18 protein-coding genes are annotated in these 22,614 nt (G+C 38.0%); 13 read left to right on the top strand and 5 right to left on the bottom strand.

Annotation, left to right across the window (positions count from 1 at the left end):
- Positions 1-115: 115 nt before the first annotated feature.
- Genes ND811_RS06415 through metW form a run of 3 tightly spaced genes read left to right on the top strand, consistent with a single transcriptional unit; the run spans position 116 to position 3,179 of the window.
- Positions 116-1,420, top strand: a complete 1,305-nt coding sequence (locus ND811_RS06415) for an O-acetylhomoserine aminocarboxypropyltransferase/cysteine synthase family protein (RefSeq protein ID WP_265351275.1) — start codon at positions 116-118, stop codon at positions 1,418-1,420.
- A gap of 8 nt (positions 1,421-1,428) precedes the next feature.
- The gene (gene metX, locus ND811_RS06420; protein WP_265351276.1) at positions 1,429-2,565 is read left to right on the top strand and encodes a homoserine O-acetyltransferase MetX; all 1,137 of its coding nucleotides are present in this window, start codon (positions 1,429-1,431) and stop codon (positions 2,563-2,565) included.
- On the top strand, positions 2,562-3,179 hold the full coding sequence (gene metW / locus ND811_RS06425) for a methionine biosynthesis protein MetW (RefSeq protein WP_135744179.1): 618 nt from the start codon (positions 2,562-2,564) through the stop codon (positions 3,177-3,179). The genes metX and metW overlap by 4 nt, the downstream gene beginning before the upstream one ends.
- Positions 3,180-3,257: 78 nt before the next feature.
- Here the strand turns inward: metW and ND811_RS06430 are convergent, their stop codons facing one another.
- The 4 genes from ND811_RS06430 to ND811_RS06445 all read right to left on the bottom strand — a co-directional run bounded on the left by ND811_RS06430 (position 3,258) and on the right by ND811_RS06445 (position 7,995).
- Positions 3,258-3,962 carry an Lcl domain-containing protein gene (locus ND811_RS06430; protein ID WP_265351277.1) on the bottom strand — a complete coding sequence of 235 codons (705 nt, stop codon included), beginning with the start codon at positions 3,960-3,962 and terminating at the stop codon, positions 3,258-3,260.
- A 720-nt stretch (positions 3,963-4,682) separates the two neighbouring features.
- The gene (gene ilvA / locus ND811_RS06435) at positions 4,683-5,915 is read right to left on the bottom strand and encodes a threonine ammonia-lyase IlvA (protein WP_265351278.1); all 1,233 of its coding nucleotides are present in this window, start codon (positions 5,913-5,915) and stop codon (positions 4,683-4,685) included.
- Between the two features lie 101 nt (positions 5,916-6,016).
- On the bottom strand, positions 6,017-6,967 hold the full coding sequence (locus ND811_RS06440) for an ankyrin repeat domain-containing protein (protein ID WP_265351279.1): 951 nt from the start codon (positions 6,965-6,967) through the stop codon (positions 6,017-6,019).
- Between the two features lie 179 nt (positions 6,968-7,146).
- Positions 7,147-7,995, bottom strand: coding sequence for a flagellin N-terminal helical domain-containing protein (locus tag ND811_RS06445; RefSeq protein WP_002974229.1), 849 nt, complete (start codon positions 7,993-7,995; stop codon positions 7,147-7,149).
- A gap of 240 nt (positions 7,996-8,235) precedes the next feature.
- Here ND811_RS06445 and ispH point away from each other — a divergent pair, with 240 nt between their 5' ends.
- From ispH to ND811_RS06495, 10 genes are read left to right on the top strand one after another with little or no spacing between them, the layout of a single operon-like run.
- Complete coding sequence (ispH, locus tag ND811_RS06450; protein ID WP_265351280.1) at positions 8,236-9,183, top strand: 4-hydroxy-3-methylbut-2-enyl diphosphate reductase; 948 nt, start codon at positions 8,236-8,238, stop codon at positions 9,181-9,183.
- Position 9,184: 1 nt separating this feature from the next.
- The gene (locus ND811_RS06455; RefSeq protein ID WP_265351281.1) at positions 9,185-10,807 is read left to right on the top strand and encodes a sensor histidine kinase; all 1,623 of its coding nucleotides are present in this window, start codon (positions 9,185-9,187) and stop codon (positions 10,805-10,807) included.
- A 48-nt stretch (positions 10,808-10,855) separates the two neighbouring features.
- Complete coding sequence (locus ND811_RS06460; protein ID WP_265351282.1) at positions 10,856-12,163, top strand: response regulator; 1,308 nt, start codon at positions 10,856-10,858, stop codon at positions 12,161-12,163.
- A complete protein-coding gene (locus tag ND811_RS06465) occupies positions 12,156-12,521 on the top strand; it encodes a response regulator (protein WP_265351283.1) in 366 nt (121 codons plus the stop codon). The genes ND811_RS06460 and ND811_RS06465 overlap by 8 nt, the downstream gene beginning before the upstream one ends.
- 2 nt (positions 12,522-12,523) lie before the next feature.
- A complete protein-coding gene (locus ND811_RS06470; RefSeq protein ID WP_265351284.1) occupies positions 12,524-12,898 on the top strand; it encodes an STAS domain-containing protein in 375 nt (124 codons plus the stop codon).
- Positions 12,898-15,099: a chemotaxis protein CheA gene (locus ND811_RS06475; RefSeq protein ID WP_265351285.1), complete on the top strand. Its 2,202-nt coding sequence runs from the start codon at positions 12,898-12,900 to the stop codon at positions 15,097-15,099. The genes ND811_RS06470 and ND811_RS06475 overlap by 1 nt, the downstream gene beginning before the upstream one ends.
- A 13-nt stretch (positions 15,100-15,112) precedes the next feature.
- Positions 15,113-17,824 (top strand): methyl-accepting chemotaxis protein, encoded by a 2,712-nt coding sequence (locus ND811_RS06480; RefSeq protein WP_265351286.1) that lies wholly within the window; start codon positions 15,113-15,115, stop codon positions 17,822-17,824.
- Between the two features lie 13 nt (positions 17,825-17,837).
- Entirely contained in the window at positions 17,838-18,314 is a 477-nt protein-coding gene (locus ND811_RS06485; RefSeq protein WP_265351287.1) for a chemotaxis protein CheW, read from the top strand.
- Positions 18,315-18,803, top strand: a complete 489-nt coding sequence (locus ND811_RS06490) for a chemotaxis protein CheD (RefSeq protein ID WP_265351288.1) — start codon at positions 18,315-18,317, stop codon at positions 18,801-18,803.
- Between the two features lie 4 nt (positions 18,804-18,807).
- A complete protein-coding gene (locus ND811_RS06495) occupies positions 18,808-19,860 on the top strand; it encodes a protein-glutamate methylesterase/protein-glutamine glutaminase (protein WP_265351289.1) in 1,053 nt (350 codons plus the stop codon).
- Here the strand turns inward: ND811_RS06495 and ND811_RS06500 are convergent, their stop codons facing one another.
- Complete coding sequence (locus ND811_RS06500) at positions 19,861-22,614, bottom strand: ATP-binding protein (protein WP_265351290.1); 2,754 nt, start codon at positions 22,612-22,614, stop codon at positions 19,861-19,863.

A 22,614-nucleotide genomic window follows, 5' to 3' on the forward strand; every position in this document is an offset into this window, starting at 1 on the left:
AATCTATTGGGCACCACCTTATCCAATAAAACAGAACAAGTTTCTATTTTATTGGATATTTTCTTGACGAATTGGATAGGAGGATCACACTAGGTCAGACCATTTGGGGGAATCTATGCCACGTAATTTTAAACCAGAAACCATCGCACTCCACGGGGGGCAAGAACCGGACCCGACCACTACATCGAGAGCCGTACCTTTGTACCAAACCACATCATATGTATTTAAAGACACCGATCATGCTGCACGGCTTTTTGGTCTCCAAGAGTTTGGAAATATCTATACACGCCTCATGAATCCAACCACTGACGTTTTAGAAAAACGAGTAGCGGCCTTGGAAGGTGGTGTTGCGGCCCTTGCCACAGCATCAGGACAAAGTGCGGAAATGTTAGCACTCTTAAACATTGTAGAAGCTGGCCAAGAAATCGTCGCCTCTTCTTCCCTATATGGTGGGACATACAATTTACTTCATTATACGTTTCCCAAACTCGGAATCAAAGTCCACTTTGTTGACCAATCTGATCCAGAAAACTTTCGCAAAGCTTCCAACGATAAAACAAGAGCGTTTTATGCAGAAACTTTGGGAAATCCCAAGTTAGATACTTTAGACATTGCCGCGGTGAGCAAAGTGGCGAAAGAGGTGGGAGTGCCTCTGGTCATCGATAACACAATGCCATCTCCATATTTAGTGAACCCACTCAAACACGGTGCTGATATTGTAGTCCATTCACTCACGAAATTTTTAGGAGGACATGGAACTTCGATTGGCGGGATCATTATCGATGGTGGAAGTTTCAATTGGGGTAATGGAAAATTTAAAAACTTTACTGAACCTGATCCTTCATACCACGGATTAAAATTTTGGGAAGTCTTCGGGAAGTTCGAGCCATTTGGCGGAGTAAATATCGCTTTTATCCTAAAAGCAAGAGTGCAAGGTTTAAGAGATCTTGGCCCCGCCATTTCTCCATTCAACGCTTGGCAAATTTTACAAGGTGTGGAAACTCTCCCTCTCCGAATGGAGCGCCATTCTGCAAATGCACTAAAAGTAGCAGATTTTTTATCCAAACATCCCAAAATTGAATGGGTCAATTATCCTGGTCTTCCATCGGATAAGAACTACTCCGTTGCCAAAAAATACCATGAACGTGGACTCTTTGGTGCCATCGTTGGATTTGAAATCAAAGGTGGGGTTGAAAAGGCAAAGAAATTCATTGATGGATTGGAGCTTTTTAGTCTTCTCGCTAACATCGGTGATGCGAAGTCTCTTGCAATTCACCCAGCATCCACAACGCACCAACAGTTGACTGGACCTGAGCAAATTTCAGCGGGAGTAACCCCAGGATTTGTTCGGTTAAGTGTAGGACTTGAAAACATTGATGACATTCTGGTAGACTTGGAAGAGGCATTAAAAAATATCTGATTAAGACTATGCCTACCTCCGAACAGAACGAGTTTTCCCGCGGATCCGTAGGTGTCGTACAGACGCAAGTCGTCAGATTTGACTCTTTTACTTTAGAGGGGGGTGAGACCATCACTCCTCTTGAAATAGCCTACGAAACCTATGGCTCACTCAACGAAAAAAAGGATAATGCCATCCTTGTTTGTCATGCCTTATCGGGCGATGCGCATGCTGCTGGTTTTCACGAAGGTGACAAACGACCCGGATGGTGGGACTTTTACGTTGGTCCAGGAAAAGCATTCGATACCAATCGATATTTTATTATTTCATCCAATGTAATTGGAGGTTGCAAGGGTTCTAGCGGTCCCCTAACAACCAATGCCAAAACGGGGAAACCTTTCCAATCCACCTTTCCTTTTGTCTCCATTGGAGATATGGTAAACGCACAAGAGAAATTAATTAGTTTTTTTGGAATTCACAAATTATTTGCTGTAGCCGGTGGCTCTATGGGTGGAATGCAAGCTTTACAATGGTCAGTGGCCTATCCAGACCGACTGAAAAACTGCATTGTGATGGCATCGTCATCGGAACACTCTGCACAACAAATTGCCTTTAACGAAGTGGGAAGACAAGCCATACTTTCTGATCCAAACTGGAACCAAGGATTGTACACTCAGGAAAATAGACCTTCGAAAGGGTTAGCTCTTGCCCGGATGATGGGACACATCACTTATTTGAGTGATGAAATGATGAGGGAAAAGTTTGGTCGTAAACCACCCAAAGGGAATATTCAGTCCACAGATTTTGCGGTAGGAAGTTATTTGATTTATCAAGGGGAATCCTTTGTTGACCGTTTTGATGCAAACTCTTATATTTATGTAACCAAAGCACTAGACCACTTTAGCTTAGGAACAGGAAAAGAACTAACAAAAGTCCTAGCAAAGGTTAGATGTCGATTCTTGGTAGTCGCTTATACATCGGACTGGCTATATCCACCATATCAATCAGAAGAGATTGTCAAATCTTTAGAAGTAAATGCAGTACCTGTAAGTTTTGTAGAACTCAACAATCCTGCGGGTCATGATAGTTTTTTATTACCGAGTGAACAACAAGATTCTATCCTTAGGGATTTCTTAAGTTCTACTGACGAAGGAGTTTTCCTTTGAATATTCATACTAACGAGGCCCTTGGTTTAGATTTAAAGAATAGACCAGACATTTCTTATATTGCCAATCTAGTCAAACCTGGAGAGAGAGTTTTAGATCTTGGTTGTGGATACGGCGAACTCATGTTAATCTTAAAAAACAAAGGAGTTCGTGTCCAAGGGATTGAAAAGGATGATAAATGTATTATCCAATGTGTTAAAAAAAGTTTATATGTGCATCATGGTGATATTGATGATGGATTAAAACACCATCTAGATCATAGTTTTGATTTTGTCATACTCAACCAAACCATTCAACAGACATTAAATCCAGGTGAGATTATAAAAGAATGTTTACGTATTGGTAAACAAGTAATCATCGTCTTTCCCAATTTCTCTCATTGGCAAATTCGTGCCTCCATCCTACTCAGTGGGAAAACGCCTGTCACCGATTTAATGCCATTCCATTGGTATGATACACCTAACCTACATTATTTGTCAGGCAAGGATTTTGAGGATTTTTGCGAGTTTGAAAGGATAAAAGTTTTACACAGAGCTTTTTTTAATCGGACAAGACAAATCAAACTTTTTCCGAACTTATTTGCCACTTTAGCTTTATTTGTAATCAGAGCTTAGGTAGGAAGTATCATTTTCAATTCTTCGGTTCCATTTAAAATATAAAATTTGAACCATCACAAATTCAAGGTTAACAATCTATAAATCGGAAACACAGCGAACAAAACCGTTCAAATCTTTGTTCAAATAGGATTCATTCCCAGGACCAAAATTGACAGTAATTACTTGGACATCTCCTAAACCAGGAAATGTTTGAGGTCCCCAATAATGGGTAGCTTGCGTGTTAGGATATAGGATCGGGTCTGCTGTTGCCCCTAGATATTTTGTTCCATTTCCCACTGCAGAGCAACCGTCTTCTCCGGTAATGACACCATTGTTAGTTTCGCTACAACGAATCACAGAAAACATTTCTGTATATAAAGGGAGCCTCCAGTTCTCTCTTTGGTAGGCTTTCGCCTTATTAAGGTTTCCGCAGGACCTAAATACAGCGCCAGAATTTACGAACTCGGTATTACTTCCTCCATTGCAAGCATTGGGATTTGTGGATGAATTGTAACCATCTGTTGCTGTACAAAATGCTAATGGCTCTGGATTGCCTATGGAACAGTCGCCAAGACCTTCACCTACACTATTACCTAAAGGATTCCAAGAAGAACCATATGTACATCTATCCCAAAGGATCGTCTTTCCAGACACAATGGATTTAGCAAAAGGACAGGAAATACGGACGTTAATTAATTTGAATCCATCCCAATCTCCTCTTTCCCAAACGATACAATGCACATTCGAAGGTTGTGTTGGAAATGTTAGTTGCAAATGCTTGGGAGAAGCAAATACGAACATCTGAAATGGACCATTTCCATTAACAGTGATCGAACTTCCATCTTAAGGAGAAAAGATCGTTAATGGTGTTTGGTTTAATCCAGTGACCAAGCCCTCTACAAAAAAGAAACGAGGGAAAGCAATCATATCATTTTCTAATAATCTATTTTCCCAATATGATTTGGTAAACGGATCCCCCGGATTGTGTTTCCATTCCTGATAACAAAAAAGATTGAATAGGAAAATCCCCAGGATAAAAAACCCTTTTGAACGATAGATACTCATCTTACCTAAGAAAACGTTTTCCACCGAAGCAACACTATAATCGAATCGAGAGATTACAATCAAAGTTTTTTGAAAGCGAGAGGGATTTAGAAATGGAAAGATTCGTATGTCGGGTATATAAAACGGTATTCCATCCCCGCCCAGATCGAACTGGGTGGGGTTAACCACCCGCCACCCAATAACGCCTGTTTACCATACGGACGACAAAAAAAATATTTAAATACTTCGAGGATATTTTTTTATTTAAAAAAGTTCATAGTTATACAAAAGCCCGGCAATCACCCCGGGCTTTTTAGCTGTACGACGATCATTCAATCACTATAGATATCGAACGGTTTTTAAAATCCTTTAGGGAATACCTATAAAAAAAGAAAAAAATGGAACCAGTGTAAAGCTTAAATCTTTTTTCCAGATTGGAAGAAAAATGACACCTTTCAGTAGTTATGTGTACATTACTTAAATCAAGTATTCGAATAAATTTTCATCTTGGTTGACCAATGTGAAATTCAAATGAAAGGCATCCATTCTTTCTAACAATGATTGAAAATCATCTCTCGATTTTAACTCAATTCCGATGAGGGCAGGACCAGATTCTTTATTATTTTTTTGGATGAATTCAAATCGGACAATGTCATCGTTTGGACCTAGTATCTCATTTACAAATTGTTTTAAAGCGCCTGGTCTTTGAGCAAACCGGACTATAAAATAATGTTTTAATCCTTCATAAAGCAGTGATCTTTCTTTGATTTCTTGCATCCGATCAATATCGTTATTACCACCACTAAGGATACAAACGACCTTTTTCCCGCGGATTTGATCGGCATACTGATCCAAAGCAGAAATACTTAGAGCACCAGCAGGTTCCGCCACGATAGCATCTTCGTTGTATAAATTTAATAGTGTGGAACAAACCTTTCCTTCTTTGACAAGTAACATATCGGAGAGGACTTCCTTGCAGATTGGGAAGGTAAGATCACCCACTTTTTTCACTGCTGCGCCGTCGACAAATTTATCAATTTTCTCGAGAGCTACTGGTTTACCTTGTTTGAGAGCTTCTTTCATCGAGGGAGCTCCGAATGGCTCTACACCGATGATTTTGGTGTTTGGAGACTTTTCTTTGAAATAACTTCCCACTCCTGCACAAAGTCCACCTCCACCTATGGGAACAAATACATAATCGATATTAGACTCTTCCTCTAAAATTTCTTTAGCAACAGTACCTTGTCCCTCCATAATTTTGATGTGGTCAAATGGCGGAACAAATACCATATTATGAGTTTTAGCATAATCTAGAGCAAAAGTTTGACAATCATCAAACGTGTCACCGACTAACACTATTTCTACGCACTTATCACCAAACATTTTGACTTGATTAATTTTTTGTTTGGGAGTGATCGCAGGCATATAAATCACACCATGTAAGTTCAAAACTTTACAGGAATATGCAACGCCCTGTGCATGGTTTCCAGCACTTGCACAAACGATTCCATTTCTACGTTCTTCCAAAGACAAACTCTGGATCAAATAATAGGCACCGCGAATTTTATAGGAGCGCACCACTTGTAAGTCCTCCCGCTTCAGATAAACCTTCGCACCATATATTTCCGATAAACGAGAATGGAATTGTATTGGAGTTCTATTTACAACTGGCTTTAGGAATTGATAAGCTGATTCGATATCTAAATTCATTGGATCTAAATTTATGCCGGATGAAAATTCAATTCAAATCCCAATGACAAAAGATTTTCAGATGTTAATAACAGATTAGTATATATCTTCATCTTCAATGATTATTGTAATATCTCCATGATTTCATAGGAAAGTTTGGATTTTGCTATATCGTAAGCGGTCAGGCCTTGGTTGTTTTTTATATCCTTACTAATTCCTCGTTTTAATAAATAATCAACGATTGGTTTATTTTTATTTGCTGCAGCCCAATGTAAAATGGTATCCCCCTGGTTTGTTGTTTCATTTAAATTCCATTTTTTTAGGGAATCTATGTATTTTAATAATTCCAAATCATTAAAAAAAACTGAATATGTAAGAGCAGTAAATCCAAGTTTGTCTCTATATTGAAAATCTACTTTTTTCTCTAATAAGTATTCAAAGATTTCTTTATTAGCGCGAACATTTAACGCTTGTTGAAATAAATTCAAATCCGATGTATCATTTCCATCATATAAAATGATTTTGGTATCTTTTTGAACCGCTCCGCTTGCAAAAAGCTCTTTCAATTTGGATAAATCATTTTTTGAAATGGCTTGGAAAGCAAGTCTCGGTGCATAAGATTCTTCGCGAGTTACATCATAAATTTCAATCGAAGGCTGATTATTTTTGTAAGTATATAAAATACTATACATAAACGATCCCTTTTTATCAGCAGTAGGAATTTCTAAGGAAGTTTTAGTATTTAAAGGAATCATTCCTCTGGCAGTTGCACTCTCCCCAGAAAACGATTGCGTTTTACTAGATTCACCTGTTGTCAAATTGACACTCGCACTGATTTTACTTATGGTACGACTAAAATAAAAAAACATCATCGCACTTGTTTTATCAATTTTTTCAATACATCCTGACAAAGTATTAGCGCCAGTCGAAATATAAAAATCAGGCTCAACAACGACAAACTGACTGAATTTACATTTTGGATTTGGTTTTACATTTTCAATAATTTGAAAATTTGCAACAGACTTGCAACTAACAAACAAAAGAATCAGTGGGAATATTAGGAAGGATTTCATATCATAAAAGATTCGCAAATTCTAACGTTGTCAAACGAAAAAAAGAATCTAAAAGGGAAGAATGTTTTATAGGAAGAGATCAATCAGAACTGGATCGATGTGAGTTAAAAAAAGAAAATCGAGAAACCAAAGACCAGGCCCCAACCACCCTGCCCAGGCCTTTAGTTTCTCTTATCCTATTACTGGAGCAATCTCATCACTGACTGAGACTTCATGTTTGCTTGCGCAAGCATTGATGTTGCAGCCTGAGTTAAGATTTGGTATCTCGTGAAGCTGGTCATTTGTTCAGCCATGTCAGTATCACGGATACGAGACTCAGAAGCTTGTGTGTTTTCATAAGCATTCATAAGTCCTTTCGCAGCATGCTCCATACGGTTGTAATAAGCACCAAGGTCAGCTCTTTGTTTAGAGATCACTCTTAGGGCATCATCACAAAGTCCGATCACGGAGTTTGCTTTACCTGCAGTCGAAAGAGAGATGAAAGTAAGAACCGTAGGGTTTCTTAATCCCAATGCCGCAGTGTTCATTGTTTCAATGTACACGCGCTCTCTTTGGTGCATGTTAGCTCCAATATGGAACCACATACTAGCAGTTGGGTTAAGACGAGCAAAAGCTCCTGTAAGCAGTTTCATTTTGTTGAATTCTGCTTGAGAAGCAATACGATCGATCTCGTCCACTAGCTGTGAAACCTCGACTTGGATCTGTTGTCTATCTTCTTCCGAGTAGATACCGTTCGCAGCTTGCACCGCGAGTACACGAACGCGTTGAACGATTTCGTGTGTTTCTTGAAGATATCCTTCCGCCGTTTGAATGAGGGACATACCATCTTCAGTATTCTGTTCTGCACGTCGAAGACCAGCAATCTGAGTTCTCATTTTCTCAGACACTGCAAGTCCAGATGCGTCATCTCCTGCTTTGTTAATACGCATACCAGAAGACAACTTTTCGATATCTTTGCTCAGGTTCGCGTCGTTAGACTTCAAAGTTCTGTGTGCAAAGATCGCACTTACGTTGTGGTTGATAATCATCCGGGTTCCTCCTTGAATCCGTTCCCTCGCCACTTTTGGTTTTCACCGAAAGCCCGAGAAATTGATGAATTTTCGAAGAGGCCATCCTTGGCCTTTTCAAGATAAGAATCGGTCATTCCGGTAGGGAGGATAATAGGGAAAATGAAATAAAAATTGAATAAAAATAGAACTTCCCCTTTTCTAAAATATGTCCTAGAATTTCTATGGAATTGGATTTTAGAAAAAGGCAGGCTTTTTTAAGTGTTAGAAACAATATATTTGGCGAACCCCCGTGGATTTTGTGCTGGTGTGAAATATGCCATCTCCTATGTGGAGACTGCCTTCCAAGAAAATCCGGAAACCCCACTTTATGTTCGTAAAGAAATTGTACATAACCAGAGAGTTGTGGAAGAAATGAAGAAAAAAGGGATTCAATTCATTAATGAACTAAAAGAAGTCCCTGACGGGGCCACCGTTGTTTTTTCGGCTCATGGAGTCTCCCCTGAAGTGGTAAAAGAAGCTACTCAAAGGAAGATGAAAATCGGAGATGCCACCTGCCCTTTAGTCACAAGAGTACACAAAAAAGCACGCAATATCAAAGATACACACCAAATCATTTATATTGGCCACAGAGGCCACGACGAAGCCATAGGCACAATGGGAGAGGCAGTGATGTTTCTTGTCGAATCTCCGGAAGATGTAGAAAACCTGATAGATAAAATTTCTAGAGAAAAACCTCTTACTTATCTAATGCAGACCACACTTTCCGTGGAAGATACAAAGAATGTAGTTAAAAAAATTGAAGAAGTTTTCCCCTTTGTAGAACATCCCCAAAAAGATGACATTTGTTACGCGACAACAGAACGACAGGAAGCAGTCCAGTCCATGTTAGAATCAGTGGATGCTATGCTTGTGATTGGTGCTGAAAATTCCTCTAACTCCGTAAGGCTCTGTCAATTAGCAAAAAAAACAAGGCCTTCTAGTTTCCAGATTTCTCGAAAAGAGGATGTAAATCCGGAACATATTCGAAATTCGAAAATTAAAACACTTGGAATTACTGCTGGTGCCTCAAGCCCACAGGTTCTCGTGGATGAAATTGTGGGAGAAATATTAAAACATTTTCCTGATGCCAAAGTGTCCTTATTCCCTGAAAGCCGAGAGGATACCATGAGTTTCAAATTACCAAAAGAACTACTCAAACAGTATTAATATGGATTTGGATCCTTGTTCATTACTAAAGGCCTCTTTAGAAGGTGATGATTCAGGGACCAGCATTTTATCCATCGATCGGTCTTCTAAAAAATTTGAATTTATAGTTAAAAACCAGATTTTTGAAGTTTTAGAATCAGGCGTTGATTTACAAGAATTTCTCTTAAAAAAAATAAATCACTCAGACTATTCTACAGAACTTATATACAAAACAAATGGTACCATTCTTGAAACTTCTTTTGGTAAGTTCCAATTCCCAGAAGGTCCTAAAAATAAAGAATATACTAAGTTCTTTATTAAGGATATTACCACCAAACAAAGACAAGAAGAAGAAATTGCTTGGCGATTGCGCTTTGAATTAGGAGTTGCTTCTTCCATTCAAATTCTCATCCAACAAAATTCCATTAGAGAAGGTTTACCTCATGCATTACACCAACTTCTTTACTTTACAGAGATGGATTCGATTTTTTTTCTCAAATACGAATTAGAGGTTGAGAATGAAAAATTTAAAATTTGGGCAAATGAAAGAAAAACAACAAAGTATCCACTTATTCCAAAAGAATGTGAAAACGAAAACTGGTATGATCTAGGATTAGGACGCTGGGTTCATAAACTAAAAAAAGGAAAAACCATTTATTTAGCTCCGAACATCGCATTACCTAGAGAACAATGGTTCTTTAAGGAAACCAAAGCAGAAACCTTACTTCTCATTCCAGTTCAGTTTGAAGATAAATTCTTGGGTATCATGGGTTTTATAAAGTATAAAAAAAACTCACCGATTCAACAGGAAAATCTCTTAATTTATCAGACGGTAAGTCGCTGGATGGGATTGTTTGTCCAAAGAGATTTGGATCTAACAGAGCTTAACCGATACAAGTCGACTTTAGAATCTTTAGTTTTGGAAAGAACCGTAGCTCTCACAAAGACCAAAGAAGAATTGGAACGCGCCTATAAAGCAAAAACTGAATTTTTAGCCCATATGAGTCATGAACTAAGAACACCGTTAAATTCAATCATTGGGTTTTCGAAACTCATTCAATTACCAGAAGCAGATGAAACGGGAAAAGAATATTTGAATTATATATACACGGGCGGAACCCGACTCCTTAATATGATCAACGAAATCCTGAACTTAATGAAAATTGAGTCAGGTCAAATCAAGATCCAAATAACAACGTTTAGACCAGAAGATCTATGTCGCCAATCTTTAGAATTAATCCAACCTCAAGCAAATGCTAAAAAAATGGAAATCCGATTTCGCCCCCCTAAAGAATCAAAATCTGTGACTTCTGATTTTGGAAAAATTCAGCAAATCCTCTTAAATCTACTTTCAAATGCAATCAAATATACAAATCACCCTTATATTGAATTAGATTGTGAATGGAATGTTGATTCCCTGGAAATTTCCGTTAGAGATTTTGGACCGGGAATCTCTATAGGAGACCAAAACCGAATTTTTCATACCTTCACCCGGTTAAACGACGATGGAAATATTGAAGGAACGGGTCTTGGACTCACCATTTCCCTGGGGCTAGCCATTCGGCTTGGTGGCACCTTAGAGCTCCAGTCCCAATTGGGGCAAGGCTCTGTTTTTAAACTCAAGTTACCTAAAATATTAAAATAAAGGAATTGAACCCTGTTGAATTCCCCCTTATGATTTCCGATAATCAATATGGTGGAATCGAACTTAAATCCTAATATATCTTCTCCGGCTCAGGCCAAGGAACACTTAAGGCGTCCCAAAGAACCAATCCTCATCATCGAGGATAAAAAGGAAAACCAGGTTCTATTAGAAGCCATTTGCAAAAAGATTGGTATGGAAACCGCCATAGCTTGTGACGGCAAAGTAGCTTTAGAGATGGCTACAAAACACTCATATAGCCTTTATTTGGTGGATTTGATGATGCCTGTTCTTGACGGAAAGTCATTCATCCAAGAACAAAAAAAAAGAGAGCCAAACGCAGTTTTCGTAGTCCAAACTGCCGTCGACCAAACAGAAGAAATCATAGAGATAATGAAGTTAGGGGTTTATGATTATCTTTTGAAACCCCTGCATGTAGAAATTGTGGCGGATCGTTTGGAAAAAGCATTAGAATACGTCTATTTAAAGAGAATGGAATCTCTTCTTATTGACGAAGAATCAAAAGAATTAAAAAGCCAATTGGAATGGCTTAACTATAAAGAATCACACCGAAAAACAAACGAAATTAATTCAGAGCTCCATTCTATTTTAAATCTAAAAACTACCTTAATGCAGGGATCAGGGCTTGGAGCAATGTCGACCATTATCGATTCTATCCAACAAATGAAAGTAGATTCTGGCAAGGATTACCTGATTAATAAAGAATTTTGGGACCTATTGTACGAAAACCATGAACACAACACTAGCATGATGAAAGGTTTGGACCATGCTGTAGAAGTAATCCAAAACGAAACAAAACTAATAAGAACAAAAAGCGAAAGCCTACTTCAACTTCTACCAACACTCGTAAATATTTTTAGCGAGGAAATTGCGGAAAAAGAATTAAAGGTAAACCTTCCTGTAGTAAAACAATCAGTTTATTTAGACCTCGATATGGAGTCGATGAAGTTAGCTCTGTATGAAATCATTACAAACGGATTAAAGTATTCCAAAAGAAAATCTCATTTCGACGTTTTTGTAACATTCGTAGATGGATATTTTTGTTTATCTGCAAAAAACAACATCATTGAAGACGAATATGCTAAACACCTAACAAAGTTTGAAAAAAAACTCATTGAACCATTTTACAGAATCCACCCTCCTGTAGAAAGTTTTCACTCAAAAGAAAAATTCAGTTTGGGTTTAGGTCTAACAATGGTAGATTTCATACTTCACCGGCATAACGGAATGTTTTTTATTCGAAATGCAATCGATCATACGACCGAAGTCAAAGAGGACTGTATCATCGCAGAAATATTTTTACCAATCCAACACGATAAAGGAACAAAACATGAATAGAAAGATCTTGATCATTGACGACTCTGCGGTATTCCGTAAAATCATTTCAGTGCATCTCAAAAATGCAAACTTTGATTTGATTGAAGCAGGCGATGGTTTGGAAGGGTTAAAACAATTAGAATCTAACGAAGTAGATTTGATCGTTTCCGATATGAATATGCCCAATATGGATGGAATTAGTTTCATCAAAAAGGTCAAAGAAAATGCAAAATATAAATTTACGCCCATCATAATGTTAACAACGGAATCCCAACCGGAGAAAAAACAGCAAGGAATGGATGCCGGTGCAAGAGCATGGCTTACGAAACCATTTTCTCCAGAAGAATTATTAGATACTATTTCGAAACTATTACCTTAATCATGGAACCAGTCCAAAATACAAAGGAAACAAATTCGAGTTTTGAAGTTACTTGGAATGGGTATTTAACTGTACCTTTTATTAAAGAATGGAAAAAACAATCCGAAATTTGGACCGACGCCTCCAAAGGAAAAAACATTGAATTAGACTTAAACGGGATCGAACGGGTTGATTCTGCAGGTATTCAACTTTTAGTGTATCTAAAAAATTTGAGCCAAAAAAATCATTTTTCGATCAAATTACGAAATCACTCTCTGCCTATTCTAAAGATACTCGATTTATTAGGTCTTGTTAGTTTTTTCGGAGATAGAGTTAAAGTAAAAAAAGAACATTCGAATGAAGTAGAATTCCGCTATGGAACAAGGAAAATTAGTTAATGGATTTAACAGAGGTTATAGATGCCTATTTAGTTGAATCCGAAGAATTCCTTCGCGATATGGAAGCTATTCTTTTACGTACGGAAAAGACTTCTCCCACAGAAGAAGACTTAAATGCTATCTTTCGCGCAGTGCACACAATCAAAGGTACGGCAGGAATGTTTGGTTTTGAATCCACCGTAAAGTTTACCCATGTAGTAGAAAACCTTTTGGACAGGTTACGGTCCCATGAAATTCCTTTTCATCAGGATTTAACAGAGATACTTCTCAATGCAAAAGACCATCTTTCTTATTTAGTAAATGAAGAAACAAAAGGTACAATTCCTGAATCCAAAATACAAATAGGGAATTCTATCCTTGCATCAATGAAACCGTTTCAAAATTCTGATCCTGAAAATTCTTTAAAAAAGGAAATCCCTACAGAGAAAGAAAAACAGGCGGAGGCAAAGGATTCGTTAGGTTTTGGCGAAATAGATAAACCTGGCAGAGAAAACAGCCAAACCTACTCCATTCCGAATTATCTGATTTCTTTTCGACCCAATCGGAATGTTTTTTCACAAGGCTTAGATCCCATTTCCTTTATTGGATATTTGAAAAAGATTGGAACTATTCATTCATTAAAAACAATGACTGAAGAAATACCAAACTCAAATGAGTTTGATCCTGAATCCTGTTACTTAGGTTTTGAAATTCATTTTGTTTCGGATTCAGATATTGATACAATCCGAAAAGTATTTAACTTTATTGAGAACGATTCCTTTCTCCATATTTTACCTCCCGGTTCTCCAATAACAGATTTAGCAGATCTTTCCATGCAACTTCCAGAAGAAGAAATCCTTCTTGGAAATCTTTGGAAAGAAATCGATATTCTAACAAATACTAGTTTAATTCATTACTTTGAAGAGTTAAAATCAAGAAAAACTGGCATCAAAAATAACTCTTCACAAATCAATGCAGAAAACTCTCCGAAAGAAGCATTAACCCAAGTTCAGGAAAATGGAGAATTAATCCCCAACCTGAAGGACCAAAATAAATCTGCAACGATTAAAGTAGATTCAAAACGAATTGATAATTTGATCAATCGTGTTGGAGAATTAGTTGTTTCCTGTGCAAACATGAATCAACTCATAAGTACCTTGGAAGATTCTATTTTACAAGAATCATCAATGCATACAATGCGACTTCTCAATGAAGTAAGAGAAATTTCTTTAAAACTTAGAATGGTACCTATTGGCGATACTTTTCAAAAATATACTAGAACAGTTCGTGATTTAGGTAAAGATCTCGGTAAAGAGATTAGGCTAATTACGGAAGGAAATGAAACGGAACTTGATAGGAACATAGTAGACAAGTTAGGTGACCCACTCACTCACTTAGTTAGAAATGCATGCGACCACGGATTAGAGACAACAGAAGAACGAATCAAAAAAGGAAAACCAAAACAAGGCACGATAAGACTAAATGCATTCCATGAAGCAGGAAGTGTTATTATTGAGATAACTGATGATGGAAATGGAATACAAAAGGAAAAAATTTGGCAAAAAGGCATTGATAAAGGACTTGTATCAGGACCTTTACCTGAATCGGAAGAAGAAATTTTTAAACTTCTTTTTCTTCCAGGTTTTTCTACCGCAACCAAGGTAACTAACGTTTCCGGCAGAGGTGTGGGACTTGATGTTGTCCTAAAAAACATAGAATCCCTACGCGGCACAATCACCGTTAAATCCACACCAAGTCAAGGTAGTCGTTTCACCATTCGACTCCCACTCACTCTAGCCATCATTGACGGTTTTTTAGTGGAAGTAGGAAAAAACCATTTTATTATCCCAATGGATATGGTTTTAGAATGCCTTCACTTTACGGAAGAAAATAAGACTGATGCCAACCAGTTCTTTCCGCTACGCGGGAATTTAATACCATTCCTTCGTCTAGGAGATTATTATCCAACAGAAGCTAAAGAGGAAACTCCCCGTGAAAATATTGTCATTGTCCGCAATGGAGAGAAAAAAGCCGGAATCGTCGTAGAACGACTTCTCGGAGAATACCAAACGGTAATAAAGCCTATGGGCTCTGTATTTCGCCATGTAAAAGGTGTGAGTGGTTCGAGTATCTTAGGAGATGGGAATGTGGCACTCATAATAGACATTCCTTCGCTTTTTGAAAGAACCATCGCTGTAGAAAACGAAAAATTATATAAATGAAGAAGAGGATGATATGAAAAATATAAAGATAAGCACAAAGCTAATAGGCTTTTTTTTGACAGGTTTAATATTTGTAATTTGGACTCTGGCCTACTCCTGGGGAATACTCACGGATTCAAGTTTTTCGGAGGAAAAAAAACAAATACAATTACAAAAAACAGAGAATCTAACAGCCATTTGGAATCTAAGCCAATCGATTCAATCAGATATATCCTCTATCCTTCAGTCACAAGAAATAGATAAAACATCTGTAGCAAAAATTAAATATGATATAGAAAAACTAAACACTGAATGGGAAAAAGCTGGTTCTCTTCCCTCCTCTACAGAAGAGTTGAATATCTTAAAAACTGGAAAAACAGAAAAAGATGAATATCTAAATTCAATTAAAACCTTCATAAACGAACCAGAGGATTCTAATAAAAAAGAAAACCTAAAAACAAATCTCTCTAAGTCTTGGAAACCTTATTCTAGTTCTATTTCAAAATGGAACTCACAACTCAATAAAGAAAGTATTTATGATGTCACAAAAGACAATAAGACATCAAATGAAAAAATTTTCCCTATTTTTATTTCTGCTGCCGTATTTCTAATTATCACAGCAAGCCTTCTTTTATTACTCCTAAAACAAGTTGATAAGCCGCTAAAAGATGCTATCCAAATCAAAACTGCATTAGATAGTGTATCGACCTATGTAATGATTTCTGATTTAAACTTGAATGTTGTTTATATGAACAAAGCTATTCGGTCCATGTTTGCTAAATCGGAATCCGATATAAAATCACAAATTAGAAATTTTTCACTGAATGACTTAATGGGAAGCAACATTGATAGTTACCACAAGGATCCAAGTCACCAAAGAAGAATTCTCGGTAACTTTACATCAGAACATAAATCAAGCATAAAGATTGGAAACAGAGAGTTTAATTTAATTGCAAATCCTATCATCACAAATTCTGGAGAAAGACTAGGAAGTGTTGTGGAATGGGCCGATGTAACGGAAGCAAATGCTAATGCTAAAGCAATTGAGAGATCCCAAGCAACCATCGAATTTACAATGGATGGCACTATCATTGCGGCCAATGAAAATTTCCTAAATTTAATGAACTATAGTTTGGCAGAAATTAAAGGACAACACCACAGAATATTTCTGGAAACCCAAGAGGCAAATTCAGAAAGTTATCGTCAATTCTGGACTGCTCTCAATCGGGGAGAATACCAATCTGCCGAATTCAAACGACTTGGTAAAAATGGAAAAGAAGTTTGGCTCCAAGCAACTTATACACCAATTTTGGACTCAAATGGAAAGCCAATGAAAGTAATCAAATTTGCGACTGATATCACAGAAAATAAAAAAATTGTAAGAGAGTTTATCGGCCAAATCGAAGCAATTAACAAAGCACAGGCGACCATTGAATTCAATATGGATGGATCCATAATCACTGCCAACGATATCTTCTTAAAAACTATGGGATATGGGTTACAAGAAATTGTTGGAAAACACCATAGATTGTTTGTGGAACAGGCTATGGTTAATTCGGAAGAATATCGTCAGTTTTGGGCTGCTCTCAATCGAGGAGAATTCCAAACGGCTGAATACAGACGAATTGGTAAAGAGGGAAAAGCGGTTTGGTTACAAGCTACATATAACCCCATTCTAGATTTAAACGGGAAACCTTACAAAGTAATCAAATTTGCAACAGATATTACGGAACAAAAGAATATCGCCATTGAAACAGCGAGAATTGTTGATGATCTTGTGATAGGACTTTCCGCATTAGAAAATGGAGACCTTACACAACTTATCACTAACGAATACGATGGTGGGTTTGCAAGACTAAGAGATTCCTTCAATAATACTTCAAAAAAACTGGTAGATATCATCAATGATGTAAGAACTAATACCGACGCACTTGTCAATGCAGCAGATGAAGTTGCTTCCACTGCAAGTACACTTTCACAAGGGGCAAGTGAACAAGCTGCCTCGGTAGAAGAAACTTCTGCTTCACTAGAAGAGATGGGTGCTTCGATAGACCAAAATGCGGAAAACGCTAAACAAACAGATACAATTGCAACGAAATCAGCTAAAGATGCGAAACAAGGTGGAGAAGCAGTAAAAAATACTGTTTCTGCAATGAAAGAAATTGCAGATAAAATTTCTATCATAGAAGACATTGCATACCAAACCAACTTACTCGCATTAAATGCTGCCATAGAAGCGGCAAGAGCTGGTGAACATGGAAAAGGATTTGCAGTAGTTGCTTCTGAAGTGAGAAAATTGGCAGAACGTTCACAAAAATCAGCGAACGAAATTGGAAGTTTGGCTGGGAGTTCGGTACAAATAGCCGAGTCCGCAGGAAAACTTATCGAAGAAATTGTTCCAGCTATCAATAAAACAGCAGACCTTGTCCAGGAAATCACTGCAGCAAGCCAGGAACAATCTTCTGGTGTCAATGAAGTCAATAAAGCAATGGGCCAACTCGACCAGGTTTCTCAACAATCAGCCAGTGCCTCGGAAGAATTAGCTGCCATTGCAGAAGAATTGCAAGCACAGGCAGAAAAACTTCTCTCGTCGATTAGTTTCTTTAAATTAGGAAAACAGGCAGGATTCCAATCGGTAGTAGATTCAAAACACTCTAAACAGGTAAAAACAACTACGAGATTACAAACTCCAAATGCCAGAAAAACGGAACCGGCAGATGAACATAATAAGTTCCAAAAGTATTAAGTAGGTTACCAATATGCAGGAACTCCAATACTTAACCTTCCAGATTTCCGAGGAACTATTTGGTTTGGGAATCTTATACATCAAAGAGATCATTGAATATGAATCAGTGACCCATGTACCTATGATGCCGGAATACATTCCTGGTGTTATTAACCTTCGAGGGAATGTTGTTCCTGTCATCGATCTCAATATGAGGTTCTACAAAAGAAAAACAGAAACTAATCGCAAGACGTGTATCATCATTACAGAAATAAAATTGGAAAATGAAATTGTTGATGTTGGCCTACTAGTGGATGCAGTAAACGAAGTGGTAGATATTCCACCTGAATCAATAGAGGAACCTCCTAGTTTTGGATCCAAGATTCGATTGGATTTTATCCAAGGACTTGGAAAATTAGAGAACAAATTTGTAATCATCTTAAAAGTGAATCAAATTTTGGAACTTTCAGAGTTACAGGCAATTCAAGAAACATCAGTTAATGTTAATTAAATGGAAGCACCGAAGGAAGTTATTGACCGTTTTCTAAATCCAGGAGAAATTTTCTTCGGTGGACCAGAATTTAGGGTAAGGACTTTACTTGGTTCTTGTGTATCCATCGTTTTATGGCATCCGAATCGTCATATTGGGGGGTTGTGTCACTACCTACTCCCCATGCCGGCTGATATTCACTCAGAAAAAACGCATAAATATGGCATTGATGCCGTTTCCTTTTTTTTATCTGAAATTAAAAAATACAGATCACAACCAAGCGAATATTACGCGAAAGTATTTGGTGGATCAAATATGTTTCTTCACGAAGAAAGGGAAATTTTAAAAAATAATTCAGCTTCTCATGTAGGTGCAAGAAATGCAGAATTTGCTAAAAAGATTTTAGATGATAAAGGTATAAAAATTATTTCAGAGGATACTGGCGGAAACTTATCGCGAAAGATTTATTTTAGCGTCTGGGACGGCGAAGTTTGGGTAGAAAAAAAGTAATCATATGAAAAAAATCAAGGTATTTGTCATCGATGATTCAGCTGTCGTAAGACAGGTTCTAACAGAAATATTCAAATCAGATTCTAATTTTGAATTTTTGGGAAGTGCCTCTGACCCTATTTTTGCCTTAGATAAAATGAATAATCATTGGCCAGATGTGATTGTCTTAGATATCGAAATGCCAAGAATGGATGGTCTCTCTTTTCTAAAAAAAATTATGGAAGAAAGGCCAACACCAGTGGTTATTTGTTCCACTTTGACCGCCGAAGGTTCCGATACGGCAATGCTTGCAATGAGTCTCGGAGCTTGTGATATCATTACAAAACCGAAAATAGGACTAAAAGACTTTTTAAATGAAAGTACGATGGAACTCACAGATGCAGTATTGGCAGCAGCATCCGTTTCCTTAAAAGCACTTCCATCATTATCCTCACAAAAACAATTCACTATTAAATCAGATAAAAAACAAGATATCTCCCAACTCCAAGCTACAGAAAAAATTGTCGCGATTGGAACTTCCACTGGAGGAACGATCGCGTTAGAAGAAGTTCTCACAAAACTTCCGAGAGATAAAACGCCAGGGATAGTGATCGTTCAACATATGCCGGAAAAATTTACAGAAACCTTTGCTAAACGTTTAGATTCCATTTGTGAAATTAACGTTAGAGAAGCTAAAGATGGAGACCGTGTGGTAAGAGGACTTGCACTCATTGCACCCGGAAATCGACATATGACAGTGAAACGTTCTGGTGCTCAGTACTTTGTAGAAGTGGCAGATGGACCGCTAGTGAATCGACACAAACCATCCGTGGATGTATTATTTCGCTCTGTCGCAAGACAAGCTGGTAAAAATTCGAAAGGGATCATCATGACTGGAATGGGAGATGACGGTGCTTCGGGACTTCTTGAGATGAAAGAAGCTGGCGCCGACACGATTGCTCAAAATGAAGAAACATCCGTTGTGTTTGGAATGCCTAGGGAAGCGATCAAGAGAGGAGGTGTAAACCACATCCTCCCTCTTTCGGAAATTTACAAAACAATTGTGGGTTACGGCTGATTAGCCGAGACCCAATTCCTTTGTCACTTTTACTTTTCTTGTTCGAATTTCTTCAGGTGATTCTTCCTTTAGAATTTCATCTGGTTTGATTTTGAAGATGGGTTGTGCTTTCGTCACAATTTTCCCGTCAGAATCTACCATCAGATTTTTCACAACCGTACCACTCACTGGAGCTAAGATCTTATTAAACATCTTCATTACTTCAATGATAAAGAGTGGTTGGCCTGCTTGAAAGTGATCCCCTTCATTAATGAGTGGTGGAAGATTTGGTGCTTCCTTCGAGTAGAACATTCCACCCATCGGAGCCACAATTTCATCTCCAGACATTTTTGGCGGAGGGTTCAATGTTTTGATGTATGCATCCCTTGTATCTTTGTTTTTGAATTCATCCGGTACTACACCTTCCAAATCAGCATTCACATCCAAACCAAAGAAATTGGATTTGATTCCGATTTTGGGAAGTAAAAGTAGTGTTTCAAGACCAGCTTGAAATCCATTATGGCTTGCCACAGAAGCATTCCAAAGATCATCAGAAAGTGACTTAGAAGGATTTTTACCTTTAGCAAGTGCTTCTGATAACTCTTTCCAAGAACTAAGCCCTGTTCGATTCGATAGTTCGGAATAGAAAGCTTTCGCTTCATTTAGCAAACTTGCATCATGATCCCAAATTTTTTCCGAACTTGCTTTTTCTTCCGTTGTATCTAGATTCAAATAATAATACAAAGAATCCAAAAATTGGATTGGGTTCTCACAGAAAGCCACATTGTTCCCAGTACGGGTCCATAGTTTTCCATCGAAATAGCCAAGGAATCCACCTAGAAGATGAGGGTTTGCAAGAAGGCGTTCTAAAGGTCGAATGACAAGGGTCATCTTTTTGTTTAGAATTTTCTTTAGATCTGGGTCAGAAGCCTTCGTTTTTTCGGACCAAAGGTATTCTAAATCCAAATCATTGATAATGGATTGCAAAGCTCCAATTCCTGCCAAATAGGAAATCATAAACGCAGTAGATGGTTTGAACATCGCGTCTTTACCCAAAATCCATTGGATGAGTCCATAATGAACAAGTAAATTGGTTTCTAAGTTTTGTCCTCTAAGCTCTGTTTTGCGAAGAATGTTTCCCAAAATTTCCAAATTTTCTGTTCGGCTAGTTCCATAAGAAACAATGAGAGCCACGTTCGAATCATAAGCACCCGCTAGGTTATAATGTACAAAGGCCCCTGTATCCGGGTTACGGGTACAAATACCTTGGTCATCCCTGATTTCCTCAGGAAGTGCCTTGGACCAGTTTTGGATGATCCCACCCGCATGCGGTTGAAGAGCACGGTTGGTGGCATTGATCCGAACCTCAGCACCAGATACATTTCGTAAAATTCTCTCAGGTTTTGGAACCCTAGGTCCGTGGATAGAAAGAACTGCCATTGCTTCCACTAGAGAGTCAATGTAAAAAAAGTCATTTGGATCGTTGGGATTGGTGAACCTCATTTTGTACACCATTTCCGTAACGCGATGCTCCACCTGAATCCTTGTGTTTACTTCCATAAAGAAGAAACTATTTCCTTCCACAATACACTCAAAAGTAGAAACAGAATTCAAACGAATGGCTTTACCAAACACTTCAGCTTGGTGTTCCATATCTTTTAAAGTTTGTACATCTTTGTCGAGGATGGCCGCTTTTTTTGAATTTGAGGAACGAACTAAATCAGCTTCTTTTTGAAGTAATTCTACCGTTTGGGAAATTTCCAAAAGTTTTTGTTCGTGCATCTGCAAAGAACAATCACGACCCCCAAGAGACAATGACCATTCCCCGTTACCGATAAGTTGGATTTCGTTATGGCGGGTGTTTTCAATGTTTAGTTCGATTAGGAAGTTTCTGTTCGAACCAACAGCAGTCACTTTTGATTCTGCAAGAATTTCCATAACGGCAGCATCAATTTCTGACTTATCGCTGATGACACGTTGCCCTTTTCCACCACCACCACCGATGTATTTGAATCGGATTCGTTTGCCAGGATATTTCTTCCAAATATCCTCACAAAGTATGGTAGACTCTTTTTGTAAGTCTGGAATGGAAGTGATGTCTATGGTTTTTTCATAGGATAGTTGGAGTAAGTCTTCCGCATTGTCTTCCAATGAGCGAGAATCGTTAAAAGAAAAAGATATATTATTTTCCTTTGCAACTTTAAGAAGTCCATCTTTGGAATTTCCCGTTTTACGAAGTAAGGCAAGGGCCGTGATATTATCAACACCAGGCGTTACCGATACATTCAGACTTCTTGCAAGTTTTTTTGCTTCATCTTTTGCACCTGCACCCTTAGCAACATGGGAACTTGGTCCCATAAAGACGATGCCTGCTTTTTCGATGGCTTCAATGAATTCCGCATCTTCAGCCATAAATCCGTAACCAGCAAAGATATGGGTGTATCCATTGTCTTTTGCCATTCCAATGATTTGGTGAATGCGTTGTTCTTTCTCTTCTTTCCCTGCTCCCATATAATCGGGAACTCGGTGGATGTTTTCTGGGAATCGAAAGTTACGAAGCTCTGGAGCCAGGGCTTTTGGATAAACAATAGAATCTTTTTCGGAAAGTAAAATTCCATATTCTTTTACACCAATGGCATCAAAGACATCCATAGTTTCTTTACGAACAGGTCCACGGCACACGATGAGGCATTTGATGGATTCCACACTAAAGGAACGAATCCATGCGGACTCGGACTCTTGGAACTGAATGCGTTTTAAATTCTTATCTAACAT

Origin of the sequence: Leptospira soteropolitanensis (genome assembly GCF_026151655.1) — a bacterium.
Taxonomy (GTDB): domain Bacteria; phylum Spirochaetota; class Leptospiria; order Leptospirales; family Leptospiraceae; genus Leptospira_A; species Leptospira_A soteropolitanensis.

What these genes read in the sequence shown, in the direction of transcription:
- ND811_RS06500 (WP_265351290.1), bottom strand. Translation starts at nt 22,614, where the DNA reads ATGTTAGATAAGAATTTAAAACGCATTCAGTTCCAAGAGTCCGAGTCC.
- ND811_RS06470 (WP_265351284.1), top strand. Translation starts at nt 12,524, where the DNA reads ATGGAACCAGTCCAAAATACAAAGGAAACAAATTCGAGTTTTGAAGTT.
- ND811_RS06490 (WP_265351288.1), top strand. Translation starts at nt 18,315, where the DNA reads ATGGAAGCACCGAAGGAAGTTATTGACCGTTTTCTAAATCCAGGAGAA.
- ND811_RS06480 (WP_265351286.1), top strand. Translation starts at nt 15,113, where the DNA reads ATGAAAAATATAAAGATAAGCACAAAGCTAATAGGCTTTTTTTTGACA.
- ND811_RS06430 (WP_265351277.1), bottom strand. Translation starts at nt 3,962, where the DNA reads ATGTTCGTATTTGCTTCTCCCAAGCATTTGCAACTAACATTTCCAACA.
- metX (WP_265351276.1), top strand. Translation starts at nt 1,429, where the DNA reads ATGCCTACCTCCGAACAGAACGAGTTTTCCCGCGGATCCGTAGGTGTC.
- ND811_RS06495 (WP_265351289.1), top strand. Translation starts at nt 18,808, where the DNA reads ATGAAAAAAATCAAGGTATTTGTCATCGATGATTCAGCTGTCGTAAGA.
- ND811_RS06485 (WP_265351287.1), top strand. Translation starts at nt 17,838, where the DNA reads ATGCAGGAACTCCAATACTTAACCTTCCAGATTTCCGAGGAACTATTT.
- ND811_RS06475 (WP_265351285.1), top strand. Translation starts at nt 12,898, where the DNA reads ATGGATTTAACAGAGGTTATAGATGCCTATTTAGTTGAATCCGAAGAA.
- ND811_RS06415 (WP_265351275.1), top strand. Translation starts at nt 116, where the DNA reads ATGCCACGTAATTTTAAACCAGAAACCATCGCACTCCACGGGGGGCAA.
- ND811_RS06465 (WP_265351283.1), top strand. Translation starts at nt 12,156, where the DNA reads ATGAATAGAAAGATCTTGATCATTGACGACTCTGCGGTATTCCGTAAA.
- ND811_RS06440 (WP_265351279.1), bottom strand. Translation starts at nt 6,967, where the DNA reads ATGAAATCCTTCCTAATATTCCCACTGATTCTTTTGTTTGTTAGTTGC.
- ilvA (WP_265351278.1), bottom strand. Translation starts at nt 5,915, where the DNA reads ATGAATTTAGATATCGAATCAGCTTATCAATTCCTAAAGCCAGTTGTA.
- ND811_RS06455 (WP_265351281.1), top strand. Translation starts at nt 9,185, where the DNA reads ATGGATTTGGATCCTTGTTCATTACTAAAGGCCTCTTTAGAAGGTGAT.
- ND811_RS06445 (WP_002974229.1), bottom strand. Translation starts at nt 7,995, where the DNA reads ATGATTATCAACCACAACGTAAGTGCGATCTTTGCACACAGAACTTTG.
- ND811_RS06460 (WP_265351282.1), top strand. Translation starts at nt 10,856, where the DNA reads ATGGTGGAATCGAACTTAAATCCTAATATATCTTCTCCGGCTCAGGCC.